Source organism: Pseudomonas sp. Z3-8, assembly GCF_051131975.1.
In the GTDB taxonomy this organism is placed as follows: Bacteria; Pseudomonadota; Gammaproteobacteria; order Pseudomonadales; family Pseudomonadaceae; genus Aquipseudomonas.
In genome coordinates this window covers 630,344-649,775 of record NZ_CP071643.1, presented here as the reverse complement: position 1 = coordinate 649,775, position 19,432 = coordinate 630,344, and the positions used below count along the sequence as shown (strand labels likewise).

At 59.9% G+C, this 19,432-nt stretch carries 16 protein-coding genes; 7 read left to right on the top strand and 9 right to left on the bottom strand.

The window, feature by feature from the left end; translation table 11 throughout:
• Nucleotides 1-36 precede the first annotated feature (36 nt).
• The 5 genes from J3P94_RS03030 to J3P94_RS03010 all read left to right on the top strand — a co-directional run bounded on the left by J3P94_RS03030 (nucleotide 37) and on the right by J3P94_RS03010 (nucleotide 5,186).
• Complete coding sequence (locus tag J3P94_RS03030) at nucleotides 37-744, top strand: lytic polysaccharide monooxygenase auxiliary activity family 9 protein (protein ID WP_434571328.1); 708 nt, start codon at nucleotides 37-39, stop codon at nucleotides 742-744.
• Between the two features lie 48 nt (nucleotides 745-792).
• Entirely contained in the window at nucleotides 793-1,842 is a 1,050-nt protein-coding gene (locus tag J3P94_RS03025) for an RHS repeat-associated core domain-containing protein (RefSeq protein WP_434571326.1), read from the top strand.
• Nucleotides 1,843-1,867: 25 nt separating this feature from the next.
• The gene (locus tag J3P94_RS03020) at nucleotides 1,868-2,959 is read left to right on the top strand and encodes an RHS repeat-associated core domain-containing protein (protein WP_434571324.1); all 1,092 of its coding nucleotides are present in this window, start codon (nucleotides 1,868-1,870) and stop codon (nucleotides 2,957-2,959) included.
• Between the two features lie 170 nt (nucleotides 2,960-3,129).
• Nucleotides 3,130-4,173, top strand: a complete 1,044-nt coding sequence (locus tag J3P94_RS03015; RefSeq protein ID WP_434571322.1) for an RHS repeat-associated core domain-containing protein — start codon at nucleotides 3,130-3,132, stop codon at nucleotides 4,171-4,173.
• A gap of 29 nt (nucleotides 4,174-4,202) precedes the next feature.
• The gene (locus J3P94_RS03010) at nucleotides 4,203-5,186 is read left to right on the top strand and encodes an RHS repeat-associated core domain-containing protein (RefSeq protein WP_434571320.1); all 984 of its coding nucleotides are present in this window, start codon (nucleotides 4,203-4,205) and stop codon (nucleotides 5,184-5,186) included.
• 79 nt (nucleotides 5,187-5,265) lie between these two features.
• On the opposite strand, the gene fdhA is transcribed toward J3P94_RS03010, so the two are convergent.
• The 8 genes from fdhA to J3P94_RS02970 all read right to left on the bottom strand — a co-directional run bounded on the left by fdhA (nucleotide 5,266) and on the right by J3P94_RS02970 (nucleotide 15,382).
• Nucleotides 5,266-6,465, bottom strand: a complete 1,200-nt coding sequence (gene fdhA / locus J3P94_RS03005) for a formaldehyde dehydrogenase, glutathione-independent (RefSeq protein ID WP_003206297.1) — start codon at nucleotides 6,463-6,465, stop codon at nucleotides 5,266-5,268.
• Nucleotides 6,466-6,653: 188 nt separating this feature from the next.
• Complete coding sequence (purU, locus tag J3P94_RS03000; protein WP_434571318.1) at nucleotides 6,654-7,511, bottom strand: formyltetrahydrofolate deformylase; 858 nt, start codon at nucleotides 7,509-7,511, stop codon at nucleotides 6,654-6,656.
• A 175-nt stretch (nucleotides 7,512-7,686) separates the two neighbouring features.
• Nucleotides 7,687-8,319, bottom strand: a complete 633-nt coding sequence (locus tag J3P94_RS02995) for a sarcosine oxidase subunit gamma (RefSeq protein ID WP_434571316.1) — start codon at nucleotides 8,317-8,319, stop codon at nucleotides 7,687-7,689.
• 165 nt (nucleotides 8,320-8,484) lie between these two features.
• Nucleotides 8,485-11,502: a sarcosine oxidase subunit alpha gene (locus J3P94_RS02990; RefSeq protein ID WP_434571314.1), complete on the bottom strand. Its 3,018-nt coding sequence runs from the start codon at nucleotides 11,500-11,502 to the stop codon at nucleotides 8,485-8,487.
• Nucleotides 11,499-11,828, bottom strand: coding sequence for a sarcosine oxidase subunit delta (locus tag J3P94_RS02985; protein WP_434571312.1), 330 nt, complete (start codon nucleotides 11,826-11,828; stop codon nucleotides 11,499-11,501). The genes J3P94_RS02990 and J3P94_RS02985 overlap by 4 nt, the downstream gene beginning before the upstream one ends.
• Before the next feature lie 14 nt (nucleotides 11,829-11,842).
• Nucleotides 11,843-13,093 carry a sarcosine oxidase subunit beta gene (locus J3P94_RS02980; RefSeq protein ID WP_003206307.1) on the bottom strand — a complete coding sequence of 417 codons (1,251 nt, stop codon included), beginning with the start codon at nucleotides 13,091-13,093 and terminating at the stop codon, nucleotides 11,843-11,845.
• Between the two features lie 22 nt (nucleotides 13,094-13,115).
• Complete coding sequence (gene glyA / locus J3P94_RS02975; protein ID WP_030139294.1) at nucleotides 13,116-14,369, bottom strand: serine hydroxymethyltransferase; 1,254 nt, start codon at nucleotides 14,367-14,369, stop codon at nucleotides 13,116-13,118.
• Nucleotides 14,370-14,677: 308 nt separating this feature from the next.
• On the bottom strand, nucleotides 14,678-15,382 hold the full coding sequence (locus J3P94_RS02970) for a TraX family protein (RefSeq protein WP_434571309.1): 705 nt from the start codon (nucleotides 15,380-15,382) through the stop codon (nucleotides 14,678-14,680).
• 194 nt (nucleotides 15,383-15,576) lie between these two features.
• Between J3P94_RS02970 and J3P94_RS02965 the strand changes: the two genes are divergently transcribed.
• Nucleotides 15,577-16,617 carry a low specificity L-threonine aldolase gene (locus J3P94_RS02965; protein ID WP_434571307.1) on the top strand — a complete coding sequence of 347 codons (1,041 nt, stop codon included), beginning with the start codon at nucleotides 15,577-15,579 and terminating at the stop codon, nucleotides 16,615-16,617.
• A gap of 97 nt (nucleotides 16,618-16,714) precedes the next feature.
• Here J3P94_RS02965 and gbcB read toward each other — a convergent pair whose 3' ends face one another.
• Nucleotides 16,715-17,815, bottom strand: coding sequence for a glycine-betaine demethylase subunit GbcB (gene gbcB, locus J3P94_RS02960; protein ID WP_434571306.1), 1,101 nt, complete (start codon nucleotides 17,813-17,815; stop codon nucleotides 16,715-16,717).
• A gap of 281 nt (nucleotides 17,816-18,096) precedes the next feature.
• Here gbcB and gbcA point away from each other — a divergent pair, with 281 nt between their 5' ends.
• Nucleotides 18,097-19,392 carry a glycine-betaine demethylase subunit GbcA gene (gbcA, locus tag J3P94_RS02955; RefSeq protein WP_434571304.1) on the top strand — a complete coding sequence of 432 codons (1,296 nt, stop codon included), beginning with the start codon at nucleotides 18,097-18,099 and terminating at the stop codon, nucleotides 19,390-19,392.
• Nucleotides 19,393-19,432 lie beyond the last annotated feature (40 nt).

Sequence of the window (19,432 nt, the reverse complement as noted above, 5' to 3'; positions counted from 1 at the left end):
AAATAAAGGAATTTTCTCTAGAAAAAGGAATTTACAATGAAATATTCCAGCCTAGCCCTGAGCTGCATCCTTCTGTCCAGCATCGGTTTGATCAGTTGCACTGATGTCAAAACCCCGCCCAAGAGCCCCGAGATAAAACACGGTACATCACAGATGCCTCCGTCCCGCCAGTACTACTGCTGGGATCAGCAAGACTTCAACAATGGCAGTGAAAACATCAAGAACGCTGCGTGTCGGGAAGCCTTTACAGCGGCAGGCGACGCCGACTGGGAACGCGCCCGCCTGTTCAACGAATGGAACGCCTACTCGCAAAACGTCCCCGAAGGCAAAGAGCCGAAAGATGTCGTTCCCGATGGGAAACTGTGTTCCGCCGGGCAGGATCGCTTCGACAGCATCAATATTAAAAGCGCTGCCTGGCACACCACCAACCTGGACGTGAAGGATGGCCGCGTGCAGCTCACTTACGTGGCGAGCCAGATGCATGATCCCAGCATATTCAAGGTTTACCTGACCGACCCGGACAACCTCAACTGGGCCGCGCTGAAGCAATCCGCTGACGTCGTGGTGAAGCCCGCTCCGGACACCAAGGGACCGGGCACTTATTACCTGGACGTTCAATTACCTGCAGGCTACGCCACGGACAGCCGGTCAGTGATCTTCATCGTGTGGCAACGCCATGAAGACCCTGCCCGTGAAACATTCTTCAGTTGCAGCGATGTGGTGCTGGTGAATGCGAAAGGTTAAGCGAGGCACTTTGTACCGTTAACAGCGGCCTTTCACGGGACTGATCTCATGTCGAAGATCCAGCTAACCTTACTTTGCCAATACCATTACGATCCGCTGGACCGCCTGGCTGATTGCACGGTACCAGACCAGGCCAGCGCCCGACGCTTCTATGTGAAAGGCCGCGTGAGCAACGAGATCCAGGGGCAGATCCAACGTTCGGTCGTCCAACACGGCGATCAACTGCTGGCGCAACAGCTGTGCCAAGGTGGCACCGTCGAAACCACCTTGCTGGCAACCGATCGACAGCGTTCTGTATTGCAGCTGCTTGATCCAACACAACCTGACGCCCTCGCCTACACGCCTTACGGCCATCACGTCCCGGCTAACGGCTTTCTCAGCCTGCTCGGCTTCAATGGCGAACGGCCGGATCCGGTGACCGGGCATTATCTGCTGGGTAATGGGTATCGGGCTTTCAATCCGGTATTGATGCGGTTCAACGGTCCAGACAGTTGGAGTCCGTTTGGAAAGGGTGGGTTGAATGCGTATACGTATTGCCTGGGGGATCCCATCAACCATCGGGATCCTTCCGGCCATGTCCCCGCTTTCATGAAGGGTATCCTGCGATCGCTAGGCTTGATGCCTCCCCAAACACACCCGCCCGTTCCCGTTGCCCGGTCCGTATCTCAGCGCTCCTTGTTATCAACTGAAGCTCCGGAGGCGAGGCTTCCGAGAGCACTCGATCGTCCGAGTTCCGATGTTGTTCCGGGAAGCTCGGCCCAGCCAAGCAGGCTTGGAAGAGAAGAAATAGCGGAAATGTTTTACATCGACGAGGAACTACCCGGCCTCCAGTACTTGATAGGCGAGGGCAATACTAAATATGGCGCAATCACGTTAAATCCAAAACTGGATCCCGATGCCTACCATCAATTCATGGACTTTTTAGAGCTACGAGATGAATTACTAGACCGTATCAATGAATTAAGAATGCGCGCAGGAGAAACACCAGATTACAACACTGCCACCGGGCTTCCCCGTTATACAAGCGCACTGGCGAGACAAAAAAAACTGGAAAACAGTGCAAAGCATGTGAGAACCGTGAGAGTGATACCCGAATAAAGCGAAAACACCCAGGAACAGACCCATGCCGGCGAAACGTGGAACATTGCTGTGTCGCTATCACTACGACCCGCTTGATCGCCTGGCCAATTGCACGCCATCGGCCCTGGCCAGCACCCCGCGTTTCTATTTGAAGAATCGCCTGACCTCAGAGATTCAAGGCCCGGTGCAGCGATTGATTTTTCAGCACGACGATCAACTGCTGGCCCAGCTAAAGCGAAAAGATAAAGCCAGCGAAACCACTTTGCTCGCCTGCGATCAGCAGCGTTCAGTTTTACAGACGCTCGACGCCGCGCTACGCCACCCTCTCGTCTATACGGCTTACGGCTATACCTCGCCGGGAAACCGCTTGCTGAGCCTGCGGGGTTTCAATGGCGAACGACCGGACCCGGTGACCGGGCATTATCTGTTAGGCAACGGCTATCGGGCGTTCAATCCGGTGCTGATGCGCTTCAACAGCCCAGACAATTTGAGTCCGTTTGGGGAGGGTGGGTTGAATGCATATGCGTACTGTGGCGGGGATCCGACAAATCATTCGGATCCCAGCGGCCACGCATTTGGCTGGTCGCTGGTCAAAAACAGTCTTTCCAAAATAATAAAGACAGCCACACCACCTCCTTCGAAAGTAATCAATGATTTTGCCCTTCCGGGATTACCTTCACGAGCCATGAGAAGGGCTTCGGAGTCATCTCCCCCGCTCAAACCCGACATAGAAACTTTCGAGTTCATAGGTTTTCACGGCTCAACCAAAGAAAATTACCGTAGTTTGACGAGAGGTCCAAATCCAAATTTCATGGACAGTGTGGGTGGCCTCAGCGGTGGCAGAGGATTTTACGTAGCGCCGAAACGACCAATAGCAATCGATTTTTCACAAGTCGCGGCCAGTTACAGTAATGGCACACCTCATGTTTATACAGTTCACGTCAGAGGATTCAGCGCCATGACGCCAGGTCGACATTATCAGTTCCGCACAATGGGCGAAGGGGGCTTAGCTCTACGATCGCTATCCGAGATGGAGATAGTTCTACACGAGAAAATATACAATCGAATAGCAATATACATGACTGACATCAGAAGCAAGCCAACTCTTCCAAGAGCTTCAGAGGCACCTTTTTAACGTCTATCTATGTATGACAATGATCGCCACGCCAACTGGCGAATGTATCCCATCGTCGGGGCTGGAGGTTATCGGGAGCCAAACCTAACACTTCTGCTAGCTAGACAACCCTGCGCATCTGCCTAAGCCTGATACCTGCGTCCGAGATCCTTTAATTCAGAGCGAAGCCCATGCCTTCTACAGACGAAACGCTACTTTGCCGCTATCACTATGACCCTCTCGATCGCCTGGCCGATTGCATACCAGCAGCCCAGGCCAGCGCCCAGCGCTTCTACTTGAAGCAGCGCCTGACCTCAGAGATTCAAGGCTCGGTGCAACGATCGATCTTTCAGCACGACGACCAGTTGCTGGCCCAGCAGTACCGGGAAAATGAGATTGGCACAGCCACCTTGCTCGCTACCGATCAGCAGCGCTCGGTTTTACGGGTGCTCGACACAGCGCAATCCTATCCCCTTGCCTATACGGTCTATGGTCACCGCTCTCAGGAAAACGGCCTGCTCAGTCTGCTCGGCTTCAATGGGGAACGGCCGGACCCGGTGACCGGGCATTATTTACTGGGCAAAGGATATCGCGCATTTAACCCAGTATTGATGCGGTTGAACAGCCCGGACAGCTTGAGTCCGTTTGGCAAAGGTGGGTTGAATCCATATGCCTATTGCTTAGGGGACCCGGTAAATTATGAGGATCTAACAGGACATATACCGCTCAGGGGATTATTCAGAAGCTTGAGACAACTTTTTGCGCCAATAAGAAAAACACGAAGCTCAATAAAAAATGCCAAACAGTCTTCATCGCCACCCGTTTCGCCAGCGGCGAAAAAATTCACGGACAGTACAAGAGATTTCATTGGCTTCCACGGCACGAGCCGCGAAAATGCAGAGCAAATCATAAAAAAAGGCATTCGAAGCAAGAGCAAGGGAGACTCCTTTTTTGTCACCAACACGTTTGACAGTGCAAACAACTATTCCAGCCTTCAAAAGAACGGTGCCGTCCTCGAGATCTACAGCAACGACATTGACCAGGTTCGGTCGTTTTCAACACGTAGCATGGTCAAGCAATCGAATGTTCCACAATTGAAGATCCCCGAGGCAGCGCACAGATCCTTGAGTTTCAAGATTGTCTCCTCCACCGATAGAAGCTCTAACTTCAACAGATTCATGACTGAGCAAGAAAGTGCCGCTTATTGGATTGGCGCATTTCGAAAACAGCTGTAAATAAGAACGGGCTTTTACGGAGCAGTTTTATGTCGCCAGAGAGAATAGATACGCTTTGCCGCTATCACTATGACCCGCTCGATCGCTTGGTCGACTGCACCCCAGCGGCCCAGGCCCGCACTCAGCGCTTTTATCTGAAGGAGCGCCTGGCCAGCGAAATCGAGGGTTCGGTGCAACGATCGATTTTCCAGCACGACGACCAATTGCTGGCACAGCAGCAACGGGAAAATGCGATCAGCAAAACCACGGTGCTCGCCATCGATCAGCAGCGTTCTGTTTTACAGATGCTCGACGCAACGCAACCTTACGCCTTCGCTTACACGGCCTACGGTCACCGCCCTCATGTAAACGGCTTGCTCGGCCTGCTTGCCTTCAATGGAGAACGACCCGACCCAATGACCGGGCATTATTTACTGGGCAATGGATATCGCGCATTCGACCCAGTGCTGATGCGGTTCAACAGTCCGGACAGTTTGAGTCCGTTTGGCAAGGGTGGGTTAAATGCTTATGCGTATTGCATTGGAGATCCGGTGAATAAGTCCGATCCCTCTGGGCATTTCCCCAACGTATGGAAAGGTTTACTAAATCTTATCGGGCTAAGGACAGCTCAACGCTATAGAACACCACTTGGAGCGTTTGAAAAGATCAAGGGAGTACACGTTGTCTATGATGAAATCTTCAGCTATTTACCCGGACCGGACATGGCCTCGCTTGCTAAGACATCACGGGCTATGAAACAAGAAGTCTATTCGATGGCCAAATCACCTGTCCGCCTTTTCAAACCGGAACTTGGAGAAGCCTCAATAGATAGCCTCAAATCCGCAGCACGGGGTCACATGAATGGAATCGTTCCTGCTCACGCAATCGAAATGACAAATGCTTATCAACAAAAAAGAAGCGCAGTTATCACTATTCATATCCGTAATCTTCAGACGAGGGTGGACGCCCACCACGCCAGGTTTCCATCGAATGAAAGTCACGGGAGACGACGTGCCATTATGATACGTGACTGATTCCGTCCGTCTCGGAAACGCCCCGAGCACAAAAAAAGGGCGACATCATTGCCGCCCTTTCATTACTGCAGACCCAACCTTACGCCGCACTGAACAACTTATGCGGATCAATCACAAATTTCTTCGGCACGCCCGCATCGAATTCGCCATAGCCCTTCGGCGCGTCATCCAGGCTGATGACTTGCACGCCAACGATTTCAGCAATGTTAATGCGGTCCCACATGATCGCCTGCATCAGTTGGCGGTTGTACTTCATCACCGGGGTCTGGCCGGTGTGGAAGCTGTGGGATTTGGCCCAGCCCAGGCCGAAGCGGATGCTCAGGCTGCCCATTTTTGCGGCTGCATCGACTGCGCCCGGGTCTTCGGTGACGTAAAGGCCGGGGATACCGATCTTGCCGGCCACGCGGACCACGCCCATCAATGAGTTGAGCACTGTGGCCGGGGCTTCGTGCTTGACGCCGTCATGGCCGTGGCCGCGGGCTTCGAAGCCTACCGCATCGACGGCGCAGTCGACTTCCGGCTCGCCCAGAAGTGCGGCGATCTGTTCGTGCAGCGGGGTGTCCTGGGACAGGTCGGCGATTTCGAAACCCTGGGCCTTGGCGTGGGCCAGGCGGACCGGGTTGACGTCGCCGATGATCACTACCGCAGCACCCAGCAGGCGGGCGGAAGCGGCAGCCGCGAGGCCAACCGGGCCGGCGCCGGCGATGTAGACGGTGCTGCCAGGGCCGACACCAGCGGTGACGGCGCCGTGGTAGCCGGTCGGCAGGATGTCGGACAGGCAGGTCAGGTCGCGGATTTTCTCCATGGCCTTGTCGCGGTCCGGCAGTTTCAGCAGGTTGAAGTCGGCGTACGGCACCAGCACGTATTCAGCCTGGCCGCCAGTCCAGTCGCCCATGTCGACATAACCGTAGGCACCGCCGGCACGGGCCGGGTTGACGGTCAGGCAAACACCGGTGTGTTGCTCCTTGCAGGAACGGCACCGCCCGCACGCAACGTTGAATGGCACCGAGACCAGGTCACCGATTTTCAGGTTTTCGACGTCGCTGCCCTTTTCGATCACTTCACCGGTGATCTCGTGACCCAGGACCAGGCCGGTCTGGGCAGTGGTACGGCCGCGCACCATGTGCTGGTCGGAGCCGCAGATGTTGGTGGAGACTACGCGCAGGATGACGCCGTGCTCGATCTTCCTGCCGCGCGGGTCCTGCATTTTGGGATAGTCGATTTTCTGTACTTCGACCTTGCCGTTGCCGAGATACACGACACCACGATTACCAGACATGCTTTCACCTCGCTGTTGTTTTTGTGGAACTGCGTTGCCCAGGCAGGCAGCGCGTTGATTGCTCGGGTTAGTGCTTGTGTCTTGTTTCTGTGTTGTTTGGGAGGGCCTCTTCGCGAGCAGGCTCGCTCCCACATTGGAATCTGTGTGCTCCCCTATAGTGTGGGAGCGAGCCTGCTCGCGATGTCGGCCTAAAGAACGACCGTGCGATTGGCGTTCAGAAACACCCTTCGCTCAATGTGATACCCCACCGCGCGGGCCAAGGTCAGCCCTTCAATGTCGCGTCCCTTGGCGATCAGGTCTTCGGGATAGTGGCTGTGATCCACCACTTCCACGCCCTGGGCGATGATCGGGCCTTCGTCCAGGTCGTTGTTGATGTAATGCGCCGTGGCGCCTACCAGTTTCACGCCTTTGTTGTAGGCCTGGTGATACGGCTTGGCGCCCTTGAAGCCCGGCAGCAATGAGTGATGGATGTTGATGGCCTTGCCGTCGAGCTTGCGGCACAGTTCCGGCGACAGCACTTGCATGTAGCGGGCAAGAATCACCAGCTCGGCGCCGGTCTCCTCGATCACCTGCCACACCTGCCGCTCCTGGGCGGGTTTGTCGTTCGGGTCCAGGGGGAAATGGTAGTAGGGAATCTGGTGCCAGTCGGCGAGCGGCTTGAGGTCGGGGTGATTGGAGACCACGGCCACCACGTCCATCGACAACTGGCCGATGCGTTGGCGGTAGAGCAAGTCGTTGAGGCAGTGATCGGCCTTGGAGACCATGATCACTACTTTCGGCCGGTAGTTGGGCGGCGTCAGTTCGAAGACCATGCCGAAGGCTTGCGCCCGCTCGGCCAGGCCGGCGCGGAAGCTCTGCTCGTCGAAACCGTCAGGCTGGCGAAACTCCACGCGAATGAAGAAGCGCGCCGAGAGCCGGTCGTCGAAGGAATGATGCTCGGTGACGTAGCAGCCCTGCTCGAACAGAAAGCGGGTCACCGCATCCACCGTGCCGAGCACGCTGGGGCAGTCGGCGGTCAAGATCCATGTGTCTGGGGCGCGGCTCATTGCGGTGACTCCTGTTCAAAATTAACGAAGCGACACAACACCCCGTGGCGAGGGAGCTTGCTCCCGCTGGGCTGCGAAGCGGCCCCAAGATCTCACGGTCGCTGCGCACTGGAGCGCCAGCCCGCCCCAGCGGGAGCAAGCTCCCTCGCCACAAAAGCCGTGTCGGCTTTAGTCCTTACGCCTGTACGCTCAACCCATACTCAGCCGCCGCATCCTGCAACCACAGCCACCAGTAATCGGAAAAGCTGCGGCGGATCACCAGTTCCCAGGTGTCTTCAGCGGTGTGGCGGATCACCAGTTGCGACTTGGCGAACACCGTGCCCACGGCCTTGCCCACCGGGAAGTTGCTTGGGTGTACATCGTAGCTGGTGGATTTCATCAGCACGTCGCGCACGTTCGGGCCCGACAGTTCAAGGATCTGCTGGCCGCCGCTGACGTTGACGATCTGGATGTGCAGGTCGCCCAGCGCTTCGCGCAGGTTCTTTTCGGCGGCAAATTCCTCGCCGCTCGGCACTATCAGCAGCCATTCATCCGGGCCCAGCCATTGCAGGCTGGTTTCACCCTTGATGATGATGGCCAGCGCACCCGGCAACTCCAGGCCCAGGGCCTTATGCACGCCCGCGGCGAACGCCGGATCGTGGCCATCGCCACGAATGGTCAGGTGGCCGAGGAGTTTTTTCTCGCGCACGGTCACGCCGGCGTTCTTGCGGCCCTTGCCCGCCAGGCTGGCGAGGTCGGCATGGTGCAGCGACGACTCGGCCGTGGCCCCGGTGGTGGGGCGTTGTTGGTACACGTTGACTGCGGTCATATGGAGCACCTGTCTGAATGCTGTTGGGTCAAACCCTGTGGTGGCTGTCAGGCCGTCATCGCGAGCAAGCTCGCTCCCACAAGGGTTATGCGGTCTCCTGTGGGAGCGAGCTTGCTCGCGATGCAGACGACGCAGAACAACTGCTCCCACCAGGACCTCAAGCCGTTAAACGTTCTGCCGATCCCCCTTCGGATCGAAGAACACCGAAGAAACGATCTCTGCCTCGATCACCCGGCCATCCGCCAGCGGTGCGAAGACTCGCTCGCCGAGGCGCTTGAGCCCGCCCTTGACCACGCCCATCGCAAACGAATAACCCAGGGAGTTATGCGCATAGCTGGAGGTCACGTGGCCGACCATCGACATCGGGATCGCCTGCTTGGGGTTGAACACCAGCTGCGCGCCTTCCGGCAGCCAGACATTCGGGTCGATCGGCTTGAGGCCCACCAGTTGCTTGCGCTCTTCACGCACGCAGTCTTCGCGATTCATCCCACGCCAGCCGATCCACGAGAACGGCTTGGTCCGGCCGACGCACCAGCCCATGTTCAGGTCGTCCGGGGTCATCGAGCCGTCGGTGTCCTGGCCGACGATGATGAAGCCCTTCTCAGCCCGCAACACGTGCATGGTCTCGGTGCCATACGGGGTCAGGTTGTACTTCTTGCCGGCCTCGACGATCTGTTCGAGCACGCCCATGGCGTAGTCGGCCTGCACGTTGATTTCGTACGACAGCTCACCGGTGAACGAGATGCGGAACACTCGCGCCGGCACGCCGCCTACCAGGCCTTCCTTCCAGGTCATGAACGGGAAGCCGTCCTTGTCCAGGTCGATGTCGGTGACTTCGCTCAGCAGCTTGCGGCTATTGGGCCCCGACAGGGTCATGGTCGCCCAGTGGTCGGTAACCGAGGTGAAATACACCTTCAGGTCCGGCCATTCGGTCTGCTGGTAGATCTCCAGCCATTGCAGTACACGGGCCGCACCGCCAGTGGTGGTGGTCATCAGGAAGTGGTTGTCGGCCAGACAGGCGGTCACGCCGTCGTCGAAGACCATGCCGTCTTCCTTGCACATCAGGCCGTAGCGGGCCTTGCCCACGTCGAGCTTGGTCCAGGCGTTGGTGTAGATGCGGTTGAGGAACTCACGGGCATCCGGGCCCTGAATGTCGATCTTGCCCAGGGTCGAGGCGTCCAGCAGGCCGACGCTGTCACGCACCGCCTTGCACTCGCGCTTGACCGCGGCATGCAGGTCTTCGCCGTTCTTCGGGAAGTACCAGGGACGTTTCCACTGGCCGACGTCTTCGAACTCGGCACCGTTTTTCACATGCCAGGCATGCAGCGCGGTGAAGCGCACCGGTTCGAAGATGTGCCCGCAGTGCCGACCGGCCACCGCGCCGAAGGTCACCGGCGTGTAGTTCGGACGGAACATGGTGGTGCCCATCTGCGGGATGCTCACGTTCAGCGAGCGGGCCGCGATGGCCAGGCCGTTGACGTTGCCCAGCTTGCCCTGGTCGGTGCCGAAGCCCAGTGCGGTGTAGCGCTTGACGTGTTCCACCGACTCGAAGCCCTCGCGTGTGGCAAGTTCGATGGCGGCGGCGGTGACGTCGTTCTGCAGGTCGACGAATTGCTTCGGCGCCCGTGCGGTGGTTTTTTCATGCGGCACCTGGAACAACGCCAGGGTCGGTTCTTCATGACGGCTCAGGGCCTTGGGCAACACGCCCTCCACAGCCTTGAAACCGGCTTCGCTGGCCGCGCGCACGCCGCCTTCAAAACCGTCGGCCAAGGAATCGCCGAGGCCGTAGACGCCATTCACACCGCCGACGCAAACGCGTTTCTGCGGCGCTTCGCCCGGCACGAAACCGAGGATGTCTTCACGCCAGATCGGCTTGCCGCCCAGGTGCGAAGCCAGGTGGACCACCGGGCTGTAGCCGCCGGAACTGGCCACCAGGTCGCAGTCCAGCCATTCGCCAGGGCTGGTGACCTTGTGGGCGCGGACGTCGATCGCGGCGACACGTGCACCGGTGACGCGCTTGCTGCCACGGGCTTCGATCACGGCGCTGCCGGTGAGGATGCGGATGCCCTTGGCGCGGGCTTCTTCCACCAGCGCGCCACGCGGGTTGCTGCGGGCATCGGCGACGGCCACCACTTGCAGGCCGGCGTCGAACCAGTCCAGGGCGACGCGATAGGCGTGGTCGTTGTTGGTGCTCAACAGCAGTTTCTTGCCCGGTGCCACGCCGTAACGGCGAATGTAGGTAGAAACCGCGCCAGCCAGCATATTGCCCGGCACGTCGTTGTTGCCGTAGACCAGCGGGCGCTCGCAAGCACCAGTCGCCAGCACCACACGCTTTGCGCGAACCCGGTTGATGCGCTGGCGAACCTGGCCGATCGGTGCGCGGTCACCGAGGTGATCGGTGAGGCGCTCGTGGATGGTAAGGAAGTTGTGGTCGTGGTAACCGTTCACCGTGGCGCGAGGCAGCAACACCACCTCGGGCATCGAGCGCAGTTCAGCCACCGCCGCCGCGACCCACTCGGTCGCCGGCTTGCCGTCCAGGCTTTCGCGGGAGTCGAGCAGGCTGCCGCCGAATTCTTCCTGCTCATCGGCCAGGATCACTCGCGCACCGCTGCGAGCCGCGGCCAATGCTGCGGCCAGGCCAGCAGGGCCAGCGCCGACGATCAGCACGTCGCAGTGACGATTCATGTAGTCGTAGGTGTCAGGATCGTTCTCGGTCGGCGAGCGACCCAGCCCTGCGGCCTTGCGGATGTACTTTTCGTAAGTCATCCAGAACGATTGCGGGTACATGAAGGTTTTATAGTAGAAGCCCGGCGGCATCAGCTTGCCGCCGACCTTGCCGAGAATCCCCATCATGTCGTTGTTGACGTTCGGCCAGCCATTGGTGCTGGTGGCGACCAGGCCCTGGTACAGCGCCTGTTGCGTGGCGCGCACGTTCGGGATCTGCGTGGCTTCGGTGGCGCCGATCTGCAGCACCGCGTTCGGCTCTTCCGCACCGGCGGCAAAGATGCCGCGCGGACGAGAATACTTGAAGCTGCGACCAATGATGTCGACACCGTTGGCCAACAGCGCAGCGGCCAGGGAATCACCCTCGAAGCCTTTGTAGGTCTGGCCGTTGAAGGTGAATGTCAGCACTTTGTTGCGGTCGATCCGTCCGCCGTTGGACAGGCGATTGATCTGGCTCATACCTTCTCTCCCAGAGCCTGCGCGGCCGCTTTCGGACTGTCAGCCTTGTCGGTGAATTGCGGCTTTTGACCGATCTTGTAGGTTTCGAGAATCTCGTAGGTCACGGTGTCACGGGTCGCGTTGAAGTACTGGCGGCAACCGGCGGCATGAATCCACAGCTCGTGGTGCAGGCCGCGAGGGTTGTCGCGAAAGAACATGTAGTCGCCCCACTGCTCGTCGGTGCAGGCGTTCGGATCCAGCGGACGCGGGATGTGCGCCTGGCCGGATGCATGGAATTCCTCTTCGGAGCGCAGCTCAAAGCAGTGAGGACAGAAGATATGCAACATGGGGATTTCTCCTGTTAGTGGGCAACCGCAGCAGCGCCGTGTTCATCGATCAACGCACCGTTGTGGAAACGGTCGATGGAGAAAGGGGCGGCCAATGGGTGCATTTCGCCCTTGGCCAAACTCGCGGCAAACACGTTGCCCGAGCCAGGTGTCGCTTTAAAGCCACCGGTGCCCCAACCGCAGTTGAAGAACATGTTCGGCACCGGAGTCTTGGAGATGATCGGGCAGGCGTCCGGGGTGGTGTCGACGATGCCGCCCCACTGGCGGTTCATGCGCACCCGCGAGAGCACCGGGAACATCTCGACGATGGCCTGGATGGTGTGCTCGATCACCGGGTACGAGCCACGCTGGCCGTAGCCGTTGTAGCCGTCGATACCGGCGCCGATCACCAGGTCGCCCTTGTCAGACTGGCTGATGTAGCCGTGCACGGCGTTGGACATGATCACGCTGTCGATAATCGGCTTGATCGGCTCGGACACCAGCGCTTGCAGCGGATGGGATTCGATCGGCAGGCGGAAACCGGCGAGCTTGGCCATGTGCCCGGAGTTACCTGCGGTCACCACGCCGACGCGCTTGGCGCCGATGAAGCCCTTGTTGGTTTCCACACCGATGCACACACCGTTTTCCTTGCGGAAACCGATTACTTCGGTCTGCTGGATCAGGTCCACGCCCAAGGCATCCGCCGCCCGGGCAAAACCCCAGGCCACGGCATCGTGACGGGCCACGCCGCCGCGACGCTGGACGGTGGCGCCCATCACCGGATAACGGGTGTTCTTCGAGCAATCCAGGTATGGGATCTCGTCGGCCACTTGCTTGGCGTTGAGCAGTTCGCCGTCCACGCCGTTGAGGCGGTTGGCGCTGACGCGGCGCTCGGAATCACGGATGTCCTGCAAGGTGTGGCACAGGTTGTAGACGCCACGCTGGGAGAACATCACGTTGTAGTTCAGGTCCTGGGACAGGCCTTCCCAGAGTTTCATCGCGTGTTCGTACAGGTGGGCCGATTCGTCCCACAGGTAGTTGGAGCGCACGATGGTGGTGTTGCGCGCGGTATTACCGCCGCCCAGCCAGCCCTTCTCAACCACGGCGACGTTGGTGATGCCGTGCTCCTTGGCCAGGTAGTAGGCGGTCGCCAGACCATGCCCGCCGCCGCCGACTATAACCACGTCGTAGACCTTTTTCGGGGTCGGCGTGCGCCACATCCGCTGCCAGTTTTCATGATGGCTGAGTGAGTGTTTGAAGAGGCCGAAGCCCGAATAGCGTTGCATAGTCATTTACTCCAAAACCGACTCAGCGATAAACCGGGAAGTCCGCGCACAAGGCCGCCACTTGCTGCGCGACATTGGCCTCGACGTCGGCGTCGCCGAGGTTGTCGAGAATGTCGCAGATCCAGCCGGCCAGCGTGACGCACTGGGTCACCTTGAAGCCGCGAGTGGTCACCGCCGGGGTGCCGATGCGCAGGCCCGAGGTCACGAACGGCGATTGCGGGTCGTTCGGCACGGCGTTCTTGTTGACGGTGATGTGGGCGCGGCCCAGGGCGGCATCCGCGTCCTTGCCGGTCAGGCCCTGGCGGATCAGGCTGACCAGGAACAAGTGGTTGTCGGTGCCGCCGGACACTACATCGTAGCCGCGCTTGATGAACACGCCCGCCATGGCCTGGGCGTTGTCGATCACTTGCTGCTGGTAAGCCTTGAAGCCCGGCTCCGCCGCTTCCTTGAAGCACACCGCCTTGCCGGCGATGACGTGCATCAGCGGGCCGCCCTGGGCGCCGGGGAATACCGCGGCGTTGAGCTTTTTCTCGATCTCTTCGTTGGCCTTGGCCAGGATCAGGCCGCCGCGTGGGCCGCGCAGGGTCTTGTGGGTAGTGGTGGTGACCACGTCGGCGTACGGCAGCGGGTTCGGGTACAGGCCGGCGGCAACCAGGCCGGCGACGTGGGCCATGTCGACGAACAGCAGCGCACCGACCTTGTCGGCGATCTGGCGGAAGCGTGGGAAATCCAGAGTCTTGGAATAGGCAGAAAAACCGGCCACGATCATCTTCGGCTTGCACTCGACCGCCAGGCGCTCGACTTCGTCGTAGTCGATCAGGCCCGTAGTGGTGTCGATTCCGTATTGCACCGCGTTGTACAGCTTGCCCGAGGACGACACCTTGGCGCCGTGGGTCAGGTGACCGCCGTGGGCCAGGCTCATGCCGAGGATGGTGTCGCCGGCTTGCAGCAAGGCCAGGTACACGGCGCTGTTGGCCGACGAACCGGAATGCGGCTGGACGTTGGCGTAATCGGCGCCGAACAGTTGTTTGGCGCGCTCGATGGCCAGGGCCTCGACCTTGTCGACGTGCTCGCAGCCACCGTAATAGCGCTTGCCCGGGTAACCTTCGGCGTACTTGTTGGTCAGGCCGCTGCCCTGGGCCTGCATCACGCGCTTGCTGGTGTAGTTCTCCGACGCGATCAGTTCGATGTGATCTTCCTGGCGTTGCTCCTCGGCATTCATCGCCGCCAGCAGTGCATCGTCGTAACCCTGGATCTGGTCTTGCTTGCTGAACATCGCGTCTCTCCCAGCGGCGGCAGTGCGCCTTTCGTCTCGGTGAGGCACGGACCGTTTCGGTCGTGCCCTTTGGATGCGATGGTATGGCCGGCGCAGGCAGGTCAAATGCCTATGGACGCCACGCAAAGGTGCGTTTACGACATGGGATCAAATGGAATCGAAGACGGCCCTTGTGGCGAGGGAGCTTGCTCCCGCTGGGCTACGAAGTAGCCCTAAGACCAGACGCCTCGGCACATCAGGTAAATCCGAGGTGGCCTTTTGGGAGGGCTTCGCCCTCCAGCGGGAGCAAGCTCCCTCGCCACGAAGGGTTATGCAATGACCTGGCGGACCGCGAGCAATATAAGGAAATGCCCGGGATACAGCGCATACGCCCAGCGCCGCATGGGCACTGGACGAAAACGCCCCGCCTGTCGCAAAAGCGCCAGCCCAAGCCATGGCGCGATCAGGCAAGCCACCAGCCCCCAGACCGCCACCGTGTCGCCCAGCCATGCCGCGCCATACAACACCCGCCATTGATTGGCCGCCACGCAGACCATTCCCGGTAGCAACACGAAATACCAAGGCCGGCGATACACCAGCAACATCGCCAGCGGCAGCAGCACGCCGTAGAACCCGAACATCAACCGGGACGAGCACAGCGCCGCCAGCAGCAGCGCCGCCACCGCCAGGCATCGCGCCTGCAAGGTGGGGATTTGCCAACTGCGCGCCACCCACAATCCCAGCACCAGCGTCGGCATCACGTTCAATGTCGTGGGGTTGGGAACGAACAAGCGGTAGGGGATTTCACTGATGGCGCTGAACAGCAACAGCCAGCCCAGGTAACGCCACGGAAGCGAGCTGGCGCCGTTGCGTGCGAGGTTGGACGCCATCGCCAGGCAGAACCAGGGAAATGCCAGGCGTCCCGGCACATAAAGCCAATCGGCGGAAAAACCGACATATCGCAGATGATCGAGGACCATCGACAACAGTGCCAGCCACTTGAGCAGGTCCAGCGCAGCGTCGCGCTGACTCATGTGTACTGCGGCCCGCTGATTTTGTGATTTTCTGACCGAAACATCCCGTGTGCTCCCTCGCTAATCTTGGGTAAAGTGCGCACCACTATCGACCACGGCGCTGTGGACCCAAACACGCCGAACCATGGAACCCCTCACCCGGGAATTCCACCAGGGATCTCTTACCCAGGACTCTCTATTCAAGGAGCAAGGCCATGACCGACAAGAGCCAACAATTCGCCAGCGACAACTATTCCGGCATTTGCCCCGAAGCCTGGGCGGCCATGGAAGAAGCCAACCAGGGCCACCAGCGCGCCTATGGCGACGATGAATGGACCCACCGCGCGGCGGATGATTTCCGTGCCTTGTTCGAAACCGACTGTGAAGTATTCTTTGCGTTCAACGGCACGGCCGCCAACTCCCTGGCCCTGTCGTCGTTGTGCCAGAGTTACCACAGCGTGATCTGCTCGGAAACCGCCCACGTCGAAACCGACGAATGCGGCGCGCCGGAATTTTTCTCCAACGGCTCCAAGCTCCTGGTGGCACGTACCGAAAACGGCAAGTTGACTCCCGAGTCGATTCGCGAGATCGCCCTCAAGCGCCAGGATATCCACTACCCCAAGCCGCGCGTGGTGACCCTGACCCAGGCCACGGAAGTCGGCAGCGTCTATACCCCGGAAGAAATCCGCGCCATCAGCGTTACCTGTAAGGAACTGGGTTTGAACCTGCACATGGACGGCGCGCGCTTTTCCAACGCCTGCGCCTTCCTCGGCTGCACCCCGGCCGACCTGACCTGGAAGGCCGGCGTCGACGTGCTGTGCTTCGGCGGCACGAAAAACGGCATGGCGGTGGGCGAAGCGATCCTCTTCTTCAACCACGACCTGGCGGAAGATTTCGACTATCGCTGCAAACAGGCCGGGCAATTGGCCTCGAAGATGCGCTTCCTCTCCGCGCCCTGGGTCGGCCTGCTGCAGAACGACGCCTGGCTCAAGCATGCCCGCCACGCCAACCACTGCGCCCAATTGCTGGCGCAACTGGTCAGCGACATTCCTGGCGTCGAACTGATGTTCCCGGTCCAGGCCAACGGCGTGTTCCTGCAACTCTCGGAACCGGCCATCGCCGCGCTGACCGCCAGGGGCTGGCGCTTCTACACCTTCATCGGCAAGGGCGGCGCACGGTTCATGTGCTCGTGGGATACCGAAGAAGCGCGGGTGCGGGAGTTGGCGGCGGATATTCGGGAAGTGATGAGCGCCTGAGGCAACCACCGATGCATCAAGGCCGTTTGCCCTTTAGAGCTTCAGGGCTTTCGTGGCGAGGGAGCTTGCTCCCTCGCCACAGGGGGCTCGCTGCGGGTTAAAACTCGATCCGCACATCCCCCTTCGGCACGCTGCAGCACGACAGGATGTAACCCTCGGCCTCGTCATCCTCGGTGATGCCGCCGTTGTGCTCCATCTCCACTTCCCCGCCGAGTTTCATGACCTTGCAGGTGCCGCAGATGCCCATGCCGCAGGCCTTGGGAATCATCAGGCCAAGCTTGGCTGCTGCCGCATGGACGGTTTCGCCCGGTGCCACGCCGATGCTCTTGCCCGACGCGACGAATTCCACCTGATGCAGGTCCGCCTGGTCGACTTCAGGCGCATCCGCCGCCTGTTCGGCCTGCTCCACCGCATCGGCGCGAGCTTCCGGTGGCGTGGCGCCGAAGGACTCCTCGTGGTAGCGCTTCATGTCGTAGCCGGCCGCTTCCAGCAGGCGCTTGACCGCGCTCATGTACGGCGTCGGGCCGCAGCAGAACACTTCGCGCTCAAGGAAATCCGGCACCATCAGTTCCAGCATCTTGTGGTTCAGGTAACCGCGATACCCGGCCCACGGCTCGCCCAAACCATGCTTTTCGCAGATCAGGTGCAAGCTGAAGTTATCGATCCGCGACGCCATGTGCTCCAGCTCACGGTGGTAGATGATGTCCTTGGGCGAGCGGGCGCTATGGACGAAGGTCATGTCAACGTTGGCGTTGGTGTCGTAGAACCAGCGGGCCATGGACATGCATGGCGTGATTCCGACGCCACCGCTGAGGTACAGGACCTTCGGGCTCGGGAAATCGATGGCATTGAACAACCCCACCGGCCCGTGCACCGCCAGTTCCTGGCCTTCGTGCAGCGTGTCGTGCAGCCAGTTGGAGACCTTGCCCCCCGGCACGCGCTTGATGGTCACCGAGAAGCTGTAGGGCACCGACGGCGAACTGGAGATCGTGTAGGAGCGCATGATCGGCTGGCCTTCGATTTCCAACTCCAGGGTGACGAACTGCCCGGGCTTGAAAAAGAACATGATCGGCTGGTCGGCCATAAAGCAAAAGGTGCGCACATCCCAGGTTTCCTGGATGACTTTGACGCAACGAACGATATGTCGGCCATTGGCCCAGGTCTGGGTGGTGACCGGGTTCAGGAAATTGTTGGACATGCTGATCTCCACGGCCGACTGTCGGCCTTCATGATGGCGATTGTGCGCAGGCGCCTGCACCGCCATTTACCTATCTGCGACATTCACATACTTATCGCGACCAGCCCCCAGCTACCGGGGCTCGCGCGTCGGGAACAGATTGGGCCATGTCGCCCATGGATAAGGTTGCGCCCCTGCGCGGCCCCACACTCGCCCCAACGGATAAACAATATTTCTGCCTTGCGTAGCACCCTTGATTAGCCACTTTCGCCGGCCACAGAGATGGCCATGAGGATAAAACGATGGACGTCACCACTACCCTGAGCCTGGGCGATCCGCTGGAACCCGCACGCAAGGCCACCGCGCAAATGCTGCAAGAGCGCGAGCGCACCTTTTCGCTGCCGCAGCCGTTCTACTCCGATGAGCGCCTGTTTGATATCGACATGCAGGAAATCTTTCAGAAGGAATGGTTGATCGCCGGCATGACCTGCGAAATCCCGGCCAAGGGCAACTACCTGACGCTGCAGGTCGGTAAGAACCCGATCATCGTGATTCGCGGCGCAGAAGGCGTGGTGCACGCGTTCCATAACGTCTGCCGCCACCGCGGCTCGCGGCTGTGCACCAGCGAAAAGGGCAAGGTCGCCAAGCTGGTCTGCCATTACCACCAGTGGACCTACGAACTGGACGGTCGCCTGCTGTTCGCCGGCACCGAGATGGGCGCCGACTTCGACATGAAGCAGTACGGCCTCAAGCCGGTGAACGTGAAGACCGCCGGCGGCTACATCTTCATCAGCCTGGCCGAGAACCCGCCGGCCATCGATGATTTCCTGTCGACCCTGAACCACTACATGGAACCCTACGACATGGAAAACACCAAGGTGGCGGTGCAAACCACCTTGATGGAAAAGGCCAACTGGAAACTGGTGCTGGAAAACAACCGCGAGTGCTACCACTGCAACGCCTCGCACCCCGAACTGCTCAAGACCCTGCTGGAATGGGACGACGTCACCGATCCGCGGGCCGACCAGGCGTTCAAGGACCACGTGGCCGCTTCCGCCGCCGCCTGGGATGCCGAGAAGATCCCTTACGCCCACGCCAGCTTCGGCCTGCGCAACCGCATCGTACGCATGCCGCTGCTCAAGGGCACCGTGTCGATGACGATGGACGGCAAGCAGGGCTGCGCCAAACTGATGGGCCGCATCAAGAACCCGGACCTGGGCTCGATGCGCATCCTGCACCTGCCTCACTCATGGAACCACTGCATGGGCGACCACATCATCGTCTTCACGGTGTGGCCGATCAGCGCCCAGGAAACCATGGTCACCACCAAATGGCTGGTGCACAAGGACGCGGTCGAAGGCGTGGACTATGACGTGGAGCGCATGCGCCAGGTCTGGGACGCCACCAACGACCAGGACCGTCGCCTCGCCGAAGAAAACCAGCGCGGCATCAACTCCACCGCCTACCAGCCGGGCCCGTACTCGAAGACCTACGAATTCGGCGTGGTGAACTTCGTCGACTGGTACAGCGAGCGCATGCTCAACAACCTCGGGGCCGAGCCGGCGCCGTACCTCAAGGGCGTTCCGGTCCAGGGCTGACAAATGCGCCGAACCCCGCCGGTATCGCAAGGTACCGCGG